Below are 9746 nucleotides of genomic sequence, written 5' to 3'. Positions count from 1 at the left end.
TTACTGCCCGTTAAGGCTGGGATAAAATGATGAGTACATCCCCTTCATTAACAAAATCCCCAACATTCACTTTTATTTGGGCTACTGTCCCAGACATCTCACTTTCAACAGGAATTTCCATTTTCATTGACTCCAAAATGACCGGCTCCTGCCCAGCTTGCACATAGTCCCCTTCTTTTACATACATATATAATACGACTCCAGTAATATTCGCTTTAATTTCTTTCAATTCAAACTCCCCCTTATATGGATAGATTAAACTTTTATTGAAAACGCTTCCTTTTTTTAGAGTTCATGTTATAATAATTATTAAGAAGTTAGAAAGATTATGTTCCTTGGATGAAGTAAAGGTATAGAGAGTTCCAATACTATATTTCTTCTAGGAGGGATTAACGAATGATTAAAGTTGAAAGATTGTTAGTTAATTACAAAACATTAGAAGAATTTAAGAAATTTAAAGAGTATGGAAACCAAGAGCTGTCGATGCTGGAAGACTTACAGCAAAATATTATTGAAAATGATAGCAACTCCCCGTTTTATGGAATTTACTTCGGTGACAAACTCGTTGCAAGAATGAGTCTTTACCGGGTAGAGGAAAAATTTGACCGCTACTTTGAACCAAGACAAGATTATCTTGAGCTGTGGAAGCTTGAAGTTCTTCCACTCTATCAAAGAAAAGGGTACGGGCAAGCACTAGTTGAATACGCAAAATCATTTGGACTGCCAATTAAAACGAATCCAAGGGTTAAATCTTCAGAATTCTGGGAGAGAATGAATTTCAATCCAGTGAAGTATGATATGGAAAGAGATAAAAGTGAAAACCCGCTCGTCTGGTATCCAAGAGCGATAAAGAGATCAAGCGAAATTGCATAAATACAGATTCAGCTCCCCTTCTTCAAAGAAAGGGAGCTTTATTTTACACATTTATTCTTAACTTTTCTTTATATGGAGAAACCGCGATAATACCTTTTATTTCTCCACTCTCTCTAAGTTCCCATTTCGATCCATTTGAAATTTCACTTTCCTGCTTCTCTCATCTTCTTGAAATACGACCATTTTTCTAGCACGGTCCATAATCTCAATTAATGCATGATAGTCTTCCTCTATTACTTGAATATGGTCAGTGAATGTTCTCTTCTCTTGTTCAAGTTTTTCAACTTCTTTTTCTAATACTGCCACCTTCTCTACTAATTGCTCGTTCTCGCGTTTCAGCTCATGCAATGATGGCATATTTTCATATTGCTGAAGGAGAACAATTACTTCTTTTAGCGAGATGTCGGATGCCAACACTGGCTCTTCATTTAAAACTTCTTTATCAGGAACTTCTGTACTTAATTGTTTTCTCAGTTCTTTACGCTGTTTTTTCGCTAGTTCAATTCCTGTCTTATACTGCTTACGAACAGAAGAATTCCATCTAAATCCGCATGCAGCAGCTGTTCTTGATAACTTCTTTCCGACTTCTTCAAATGCAGCAAGCTGTGTTCCACCATCTCTTATATGTCTTAATACGACTTCAGCAAGCAATAAATCCTCATCATGCGACCAGGCATCTTGACGTGTTGCCGTCATCTTTCATCCCTCCAAAAGTCACTTTTTTCTATACATATGCGACTGCTAGAAAAGATAGAATAAGAAAATAAAAAGAGGGTGACCAATAAACATTAAATGCTTATTAGTCACCCTCTCTTCATATTCGTTAAAAGAAATTATTTGCTAACAACTTCTTTTCCTTTGTATGTTCCGCAAGCTTTACATACACGGTGAGCAAGTTTAGATTCACCGCAGCTTGGGCATTCTACCATACCAGGTACTTGTAATTTAAAATGTGTACGACGTAGTCTTTTTCTCGTTTTAGAAGTTCTTCTAAAAGGTACAGCCATTATTCCCACCTCCTTAAAGAGATTTAACATTAAAATGAAGTCGACTAAAGCGGGTCTTCTATTTTACATGTACAAAATTTAGTTTAATTTTTGTCATTGTTTTCGAAGAACTTGGCAAGCTCTGCTAAACGTGGATCGATCTTATTATTATGTTCATCCTCTGTAATAACTTCCCAATCCTTGCCAGACTGTGGAGCAATCTCCTGTCCTTCTCTTACATCATCACAAAACACCTGCATTGGAATTTCTAACAGAAGAATTTCTTTAATAATCGGGGTTAAATCAACGATCTCCCCTTCCGTTTCATGAAGATCTTCAAAAGTTTCAAAATCCATATGCTTTAATAGAAATGTTTCTGTCGTTTCAATTGAAAATGGGAAGTTCACATCTACCAATGTCCGTGAACAAGGCAATGTCATTGAACCAGAAATCTTTAAGTGAAATGTAGCTTTACTAGCATTAATATCTGCTCTTCCAACTACATGTACAGGTTTTACATCACGAATTTCTTCGTTTACCTGTTTAAGATCACTCACATCCACCATTTCATCAATGTTTAAACCCTTATTTTGCAATTGATGCAGTTGACTAATTGTCCATTTCATTGAATATCACCTCAAGGCAACAAAGGTAATTATAGCTTTCGCAATAATATTTGTCAATATTTTTTCTTTACAGTCATAAGTATACATGATGTCTCTTTAAATGTCATATTAGCATCGTTTAACAGCAGCATGAAATTTCTCCGATTCTTTGCAATATTTCTGTTTTCAGATTTGCTCTGTAAAATGAGAACCTGTTCCATCCACTTATTATATGTGTTATGAAGCTATCCTTCCATCAAATTCAGTAAATCATTCTCAACATACACATATTATGAAATTATTCATTATCAGCACCTTAGTTTCTTATTTTAAACGGAATCGTTTATAATGAAAAATAGACTTTAAATTCAGAAGAATAGATAAGTATTATAGCAAGTACAGCTAACACGATGGATGTAGAAATTCCTCATATGCAAACGGATATTACAAAGATATAGAAAACTGTTTAAAATTTAAAGAAAAACGAATCAAAGGATATAAATACTATGATAAATACTAAATGAGCATATTCATAAGGTAGAAACATTAAATAACCTCGTACTCAAAACAGAGACCACTCCTCTAAAAATTTAATATAGTTTAATTATTCCTTATCTCTCCCCTATATATCCCCTGCTAATTTACTTAAAAAGAAAGGAGATTTTTCATTTGAATGCAGTCGGAATTGTTGTAGAATATAATCCTTTTCATAATGGACATCAATATCATCTGGAACGCTCAAAGGAAGTGACAAATGCAGATATCGTCATCGCTGTCATGAGTGGTAATTTCCTTCAAAGAGGGGAGCCTGCATTAGTTTCTAAATGGGAGCGTACAAAAATGGCACTTCATGGGGGCTGTGATCTCGTTATTGAGCTTCCTTACGTTTTTGCCACCCAAAAAGCAGAAAACTTTGCGAACGGGGCTGTTTCGATTTTACATGCCCTTAAGTGCAATAGTCTTTGTTTTGGAAGTGAACACGGAGAAATAAATAGTTTTCAACAAACATATGAATTTTTAAAAAAGCATGAAGAACAATATAATTATTATATTAAAAAATTTATGAAAGAAGGATATAGTTATCCTCGGGCACTTACACTATCATTTCAACAATTAGAAAAAGATAGCGAGCTGCTTGATCTGTCCCAGCCAAATAACATTTTGGGCTACCATTATGTAAAAGCAATCAATGAACAAAAGACAAATATTGCTCCTTTTACAGTAAAAAGGGCAGCTGCGGGCTATCATGATACATCTTTTTCATCAAGCAATATTGCTAGTGCAACAAGTATTAGAAAAGCATTATTTCATCATAATGAAAATCCTATTATAAATGTTGTCCCATCTTTTACATATGCATCTTTACAAAATACGAGTACACAACAATGGGAACATTATTTCTCATTGCTGAAATATGCAATTATGACGATGAGTACAGAAGAGCTGGCAAAGATTTATGAGATGGAAGAAGGACTTGAAAATAGAATTAGTGCTGCTATTGTTGAATCAGAGAGTTTCCAGCAATTGATGGAAAAACTAAAAACGAAGCGCTATACATGGACACGGCTGCAGCGTTTATGCACACATATCTTAACAAAAGTGAAAAAAGAGGAAATAAAAAAGGCGACACTAACAGGAAAAGCTGAGTATATCCGGCTTTTAGGAATGTCAGAAAACGGAAGAAGATATTTAAAAAATATAAAGAAAGACTTGCCAATCCCCCTCATTGCTAAAGTTTCCGCATTCTCACATCCGGGCCTGACAATTGATATTAAAGCGGCACATACATATAATCAAATTTTCCCTGAGCCGCTCAGATCAAGCTTATTAAAAGCTGAGTTTTCCACACCGCCGATCATGTATTAACTGAAATGACCCACAAATAATAATTGTGGGTCTCATTGTATGAATTGCTTTTACTATATTCGATTTAAGTATTGAACGGCATCATCGAACGTATCAACTGGGATGATCTTCATTTTTGTCTTAATAGCCGCTGCTGCTTTTTTCGCTTCATTATAATTCGAGTGTGCCGCTCCCTTTTCATTCGGTGCAAAAAAGATATCCATTCCTGCTTTATGTGCAGCAACTATTTTTTGTGAAATTCCACCAATTGGTCCTACTTCCCCATTAGTATTAATTGTACCAGTACCCGCGATTTTATATCCTTTTGTTAAATCCTCCTCTATTAACTGATTATAAATTTCAAGCGTCATCATTAACCCTGCTGACGGTCCGCCAATTTCCTTCGTATTTAATGTAATTTTCGGGCTTACACTTAATTCACGGTCAGTAACTGTCGAAATTCCAATTCCCGCTCTTTTTACATTATGGGGAAATGGTGAGAGCTGAATAACTGCTGTATTCTTTTTATCTTCTCTTTCATATTCAAGCTTTACCTTTTCACCAGCTTGTTTCTTGCTTATATATTCAGTAAACTGCTCAGAAGTATCAAACTTATTATCATTCGCTTTATAAATACGGTCACCAACCTGCAATACATTCGCAGCAGGCATATTTTTCATGACCTGCATTACATAAATACCATTATATTTTGCTTCCGCTTTTTTATTTGCTTTCTTATATGCAAGCATGATTGCTGAATCTTGGGAAATCTTCATCATATGTAATTGGCGCTCAATATATTCTTCATCTGATTCATCATTGCTCCGAATTTCCTCTATCGGCTGGATTTTATAGTAGTCATTCATTTTCGCCCATACATATGAAACCGGGTTTGCCCTGCCGAATCTTACTGTTGTTAAACTAAAACTCCCTTCTTCCTCATGACCATTCTCTACTTTTATAATTGATTTCAACTCTGATGCCATTCCGGGCTGTGTAATATAATAAGGAAGCTTAATAAGCATCAAGCCGGTTAGTACGATAATTAGAAGTAATAGAGAGCGTATTATTGTTCTGAACTTCAACGTTGTTTTACCCCTTCCAGTTTGCGATTAATTTGTCTATGTTTACGAGGTGTTTTTCTGCTTCCCGCTCCCCAATTTCAATAATTTCTTTAATATTAGAAAATTCTCTTGAACTGTATTGTTCCACACTTGGCCGTATCATGATATCTGATGCAATTTCACTATGAAAAACAAGCTCATCCTGCATAATATCCAAACTTTGTAAAATCACATCAAAAATCGATGTAATTTCCTTTGTTTTTTTCACATTTGAAACATCAACTGCAATTACAATATCTGCTCCCATGTCTTTAACGACAGAAACTGGGACACGGTCAATAACACCTCCATCAACTAATAATTTACCATTTATTTTCTCCGGAACAAAAATTCCTGGAATTGCAATACTTGCCCTTACTGCATCTGAAACTAATCCCTTTTTAAAAATAACTTTTTTACCTTCATATAAATCTGTTGCAACAATTGCAAGCGGAATATCCAACTCTTCAATATTCTTCCCTTTTGTAAATAAATGAATAAGTTCTTTTACACGTTTTCCCGCAATAAATCCCATTTTTGGAATTGTAAAATCTAAAAAATATTTACGTTTAAATGCAAAGGCAATTTTATACATCTCGTCAATAGACAATCCTGATGCGTAAAAACTTCCAATAAGTGCCCCCATACTGCTCCCTGCAATCATATCGACTCGTATTCCGGCATTATAAAGTACTTTTAAAACACCAAGATGTGCAAACCCTCTTGCTCCTCCTGATCCGAGTGCAAGACCGATTTTAGGTTTTATCGTCAAGGAGATTCCTCCTTATTTTATCTAGTTAAGTTTAACACTAAAATAAAAACAATATTAGTAATTAATTAATCTTATGGTCTAAAATGCCACCCTATGAACGTATATTGAACAGACAGGAGGTTGTACATAAAAAAGAGCATAAGTTTTGCAGTAGGAGGGGGTATATTGAATCGCTCCATGGTAAAAACAATTTTCATCTCTTTCTTTATAACAAGTTTAACAACTGCGATTATATTAAGCCCCGAAGCATCTGTTGAAGCGTCATCCCATGGGTTAAAAATATGGTGGGAAGTCGTGTTTCCTTCTCTTTTGCCATTTTTCATTTTGTCTGAACTATTAATTGGCTTTGGAATCGTCAAATTTATCGGCATTCTGCTCGAACCGATTATGAGACCGGTATTTCGTGTTCCTGGAGTTGGCGGTTTCGTCTGGGCAATGGGAATGGCATCAGGAAATCCTGCTGGAGCAAAATTTACTGCCAGGGTAAGGGAAGAAGGAGAAATTTCAGTAACAGAGGCAGAGCGGCTTATTACGTTTACAAGCTGTGCAAATCCTCTCTTTATTTTCGGCGCAGTCGCTGTCGGTTTTTTTGATAATCCAGCATTAGGGATTTTACTTGCCGTGGCTCATTATGCTGGCAATATCCTCGTTGGCTTAACAATGCGCTTTTATAAAAGTAAAGAGAGTACTTCTTGGAAACGAAAAAAGCGTACTTTTTTTCCACCGCTTTTAACTGCATTCCGGGAGCTTCATTTGACAAGAATTAAAAACAGGAAACCAATTGGGAAAATGCTTGGGGATGCGGTTCTATCTTCTGTACAAACATTATTAATGATCGGCGGCTTTATCATTATTTTTTCTGTTTTTAATCGGCTGTTAACGGTTTATCAAATAAATGAATTTTTCGGTATTATTTTAGCAAATTTCTTACATATCTTTAGTCTTTCAACTGAATTAAGTGTACCGATTATTTCCGGGATCTTCGAATTTACTTTAGGGAATCAGCTCGTAAGCGAAACAAATGCAGAGCTTTTAGATAAAGCAATTATCGCAAGTTTTCTTCTTGCATTCGGCGGTCTCTCTGTTCAATCACAAGTGGCAAGCATTCTTGCAGAAACAGATATTAGCTTTAAGCCTTTCTTTATCGGAAGAGTGCTTCAAGGAATCTATGCTTCTATTCTGACTTTTTTCTTATTTAATCCTCTATATACTAATTTGGAATCATTTAATGTAAAAGCAGTACCTGTATTTCTCATTAATAAGCCATCCTACTGGTTCGGAGAGATCTGGATAATATTGAGTAAGCTGGGACCATTAATAACAATTACAGCATTACTTCTGTACATTTTGATTTACGGAAAAAAAGTCCTCTTTCCAGAGAGAAACTAAAAGGGGACATAGCTCATATTTCACTTTCACTGACAAAGATGAAATTATTCTTTATATAGCTATTGTAAAACAGGTGGTGTACCAGCTTCCGGGAGCAAAAAGACAAAGATGAAAATGAGGATCAATGGCATTACAATACTGAAAATCAATGTAAAAATAATACAGAAAGTTGTTATCTTCTCTAATAAATTCAATATTTATCCCCCTGATCATCACTTTCAATAAGCATAGGATTTCTATGTATATAATAATATTGTATCATACTTTTTCAAGCAAATGACAAAGGCTCCTCCCGCAATTTCACGGTAAGGAGCTTTCACTTTTCTATTTAAATTTCTTTTTTAAAGCATGCTCAACCGCTTCTGGGACAAGCTCTGAAATATTTCCTTCATACTTTGCCACTTCTTTCACAATGCTTGAACTTAGAAATGAATATTGATTGTTCGTCATCATAAAAAAAGTTTCAATTGTTTCATCAAGAACCCGGTTCATCGATGTTCCTTGCATTTCATATTCAAAATCAGAAACCGCTCTTAATCCTCTTAAAATAGAATTTGCCTTTTTATTTTTAGCATAATTAATTAAAAGCCCATCATACGATTCAACCGTAACATTTGGAATATCTTTCGTTACTTCTCTTATTAATTCACACCGTTCTTCAACAGAAAAAAGCGGTTTTTTTGATGAATTATGTAAAACACAAACGTAAACTTCATCAAAAACTTTTGCACCGCGTTTAATAATATCTAAATGACCATATGTAATTGGATCAAAGCTCCCAGGACATACTGCTGTACTCACTATTTTGTCATTCCCCTCTAAAACTGGCTATTATCTTTCCCATATATCGTAATAGCTGTCGTTCCATATGTTTCATGTTTTAGTACTGTATATGTTTTAATATTTTCTTGCAATTGGTCCTCTGTCCCGTATTCAGCAACAATAACACCGTCTTCTGCAAGTAAATCATGTTCGGCAATAAAATCGATTAATTGTTCTAACTTTTGTTTTTTATACGGCGGATCTAAAAAAATCAGCTCAAACTTTAATTCTCTTTTTATAATCGCTTTTAAAGCACGTTCTGAATCATTCCGATATACTTCAGAGTTCTCTTTAAAATGACAGCTTTCGATATTTTTATGTATCGTCTGTATAGCTTTTGGCTCACGATCAACAAATATACATGTATCGATTCCTCTGCTTAATGCCTCAATCCCTAAGCCGCCGCTTCCAGCAAAAAGATCCAACGCTCTTCCTCCGTTAAAATAAGGACCGACCATATTAAAAATAGCTTCCTTTACTTTATCTGTCGTCGGTCTCGTTGATGTACCAGGTACAGATTTTAACTGTTTCCCCTTACATGTGCCAGAAATAACTCTCATATTATTCACCACTGCTTCTACATTCTAAAAGTTTAACGACATTATCGTACCATAGTCACTCCTGCCTGCACAATATATGATGAAAGTAAAAAATTTATTAAACAATGTATATGTCAAATTGATTTGGTCATAATGAGTACAGACAGCATCTATTCGTTAATGTTGTCACCAACCGCGGAGAAGACTTACGTTTCCCCATAAGTTCTTCCTCCGGTTTCTCCTCTCCCTTTTGCCTTCTGCCTTATATAATAGAGGAATAGAAGGACCCTCACAGTTCTCTGTGGGGGATTTTTTATTTTATCCCCTTCTAACATGTTTATAAAAATGGTACATTAAAGTGATGATAACTTAGGAGGAGAAAAATGATTCAACGCTTTATTGAACTCGGTGAAGGTTATTCAGATTTATACGAATTAATTGAAACAGCAAAGGCGAATTCACATCGTGTCGCAAAACTATTTGCCTTTCATACGAAAGTAAACGAAAAAGAAGTTGTTTCCGTAGCAGTCGCTTTTGAACCGACAAATCCAGGGGACTTCCAGGCAATCTATGTTTGTCGTGAAGGTATACCTAGTCCGGCTGTTAAAGAAAGTGAAAGATACAAACTTTTCATAGAGCTCGCAGAAACATTAAATAAAGATATTATTAAATTAGAAGTAAAACCATCTACTATTTTTAATGAAAAAGAGCTTTACTATCAGCATTTAATTGGGATTTTAAGGCTCAATCACTATATTCCACCGATGCAATAACGGTGATTTTCCTTACATATAAAAATAGGACTGACCAAA

Annotated in this window: 13 protein-coding genes; 4 read left to right on the top strand and 9 right to left on the bottom strand. The window is 35.1% G+C overall.

Annotation, left to right across the window (positions count from 1 at the left end; genetic code table 11):
• Window positions 1–10 precede the first annotated feature (10 nt).
• Window positions 11–229, bottom strand: a complete 219-nt coding sequence (locus BFA01S_RS12240) for a biotin/lipoyl-binding carrier protein (RefSeq protein WP_066230599.1) — start codon at window positions 227–229, stop codon at window positions 11–13.
• A gap of 167 nt (window positions 230–396) precedes the next feature.
• On the opposite strand from BFA01S_RS12240, the gene BFA01S_RS12235 reads away from it, so the two are divergent.
• Window positions 397–873, top strand: coding sequence for an N-acetyltransferase (locus BFA01S_RS12235; RefSeq protein WP_066230596.1), 477 nt, complete (start codon window positions 397–399; stop codon window positions 871–873).
• Between the two features lie 96 nt (window positions 874–969).
• Here BFA01S_RS12235 and BFA01S_RS12230 read toward each other — a convergent pair whose 3' ends face one another.
• From BFA01S_RS12230 to BFA01S_RS12220, 3 genes are all read right to left on the bottom strand, one after another.
• Complete coding sequence (locus tag BFA01S_RS12230; protein WP_066230594.1) at window positions 970–1569, bottom strand: RsfA family transcriptional regulator; 600 nt, start codon at window positions 1567–1569, stop codon at window positions 970–972.
• 137 nt (window positions 1570–1706) lie between these two features.
• Window positions 1707–1880 carry a 50S ribosomal protein L32 gene (gene rpmF, locus BFA01S_RS12225; RefSeq protein WP_066230591.1) on the bottom strand — a complete coding sequence of 58 codons (174 nt, stop codon included), beginning with the start codon at window positions 1878–1880 and terminating at the stop codon, window positions 1707–1709.
• A gap of 83 nt (window positions 1881–1963) precedes the next feature.
• Window positions 1964–2485, bottom strand: coding sequence for a YceD family protein (locus BFA01S_RS12220; protein ID WP_066230588.1), 522 nt, complete (start codon window positions 2483–2485; stop codon window positions 1964–1966).
• Window positions 2486–3133: 648 nt separating this feature from the next.
• Here BFA01S_RS12220 and BFA01S_RS12215 point away from each other — a divergent pair.
• A complete protein-coding gene (locus BFA01S_RS12215) occupies window positions 3134–4330 on the top strand; it encodes a nucleotidyltransferase (RefSeq protein WP_066230586.1) in 1197 nt (398 codons plus the stop codon).
• Between the two features lie 53 nt (window positions 4331–4383).
• On the opposite strand, the gene BFA01S_RS12210 is transcribed toward BFA01S_RS12215, so the two are convergent.
• Both BFA01S_RS12210 and BFA01S_RS12205 read right to left on the bottom strand, forming a co-directional pair.
• A complete protein-coding gene (locus BFA01S_RS12210) occupies window positions 4384–5394 on the bottom strand; it encodes a SepM family pheromone-processing serine protease (RefSeq protein ID WP_066230583.1) in 1011 nt (336 codons plus the stop codon).
• 7 nt (window positions 5395–5401) lie between these two features.
• Window positions 5402–6178: a patatin-like phospholipase family protein gene (locus BFA01S_RS12205; RefSeq protein ID WP_066230607.1), complete on the bottom strand. Its 777-nt coding sequence runs from the start codon at window positions 6176–6178 to the stop codon at window positions 5402–5404.
• Window positions 6179–6349: 171 nt separating this feature from the next.
• Here BFA01S_RS12205 and ylbJ point away from each other — a divergent pair, with 171 nt between their 5' ends.
• Window positions 6350–7573: a sporulation integral membrane protein YlbJ gene (ylbJ, locus tag BFA01S_RS12200; RefSeq protein ID WP_066230581.1), complete on the top strand. Its 1224-nt coding sequence runs from the start codon at window positions 6350–6352 to the stop codon at window positions 7571–7573.
• 59 nt (window positions 7574–7632) lie between these two features.
• On the opposite strand, the gene BFA01S_RS23455 is transcribed toward ylbJ, so the two are convergent.
• From BFA01S_RS23455 to rsmD, 3 genes are all read right to left on the bottom strand, one after another.
• The gene (locus tag BFA01S_RS23455) at window positions 7633–7767 is read right to left on the bottom strand and encodes a hypothetical protein (RefSeq protein ID WP_268874861.1); all 135 of its coding nucleotides are present in this window, start codon (window positions 7765–7767) and stop codon (window positions 7633–7635) included.
• Between the two features lie 130 nt (window positions 7768–7897).
• A complete protein-coding gene (coaD, locus tag BFA01S_RS12195) occupies window positions 7898–8377 on the bottom strand; it encodes a pantetheine-phosphate adenylyltransferase (protein ID WP_066230578.1) in 480 nt (159 codons plus the stop codon).
• Window positions 8378–8391: 14 nt separating this feature from the next.
• A complete protein-coding gene (gene rsmD, locus BFA01S_RS12190) occupies window positions 8392–8955 on the bottom strand; it encodes a 16S rRNA (guanine(966)-N(2))-methyltransferase RsmD (protein ID WP_066230576.1) in 564 nt (187 codons plus the stop codon).
• Window positions 8956–9317: 362 nt separating this feature from the next.
• On the opposite strand from rsmD, the gene BFA01S_RS12185 reads away from it, so the two are divergent.
• On the top strand, window positions 9318–9707 hold the full coding sequence (locus BFA01S_RS12185) for a DUF7147 family protein (protein ID WP_066230573.1): 390 nt from the start codon (window positions 9318–9320) through the stop codon (window positions 9705–9707).
• Window positions 9708–9746: the final 39 nt, after the last annotated feature.

Origin of the sequence: Metabacillus fastidiosus NBRC 101226 (genome assembly GCF_001591625.1) — a bacterium.
In the GTDB taxonomy this organism is placed as follows: domain Bacteria; phylum Bacillota; class Bacilli; order Bacillales; family Bacillaceae; genus Metabacillus; species Metabacillus fastidiosus.
This window is presented reverse-complemented; position numbering and strand designations above follow the sequence as displayed.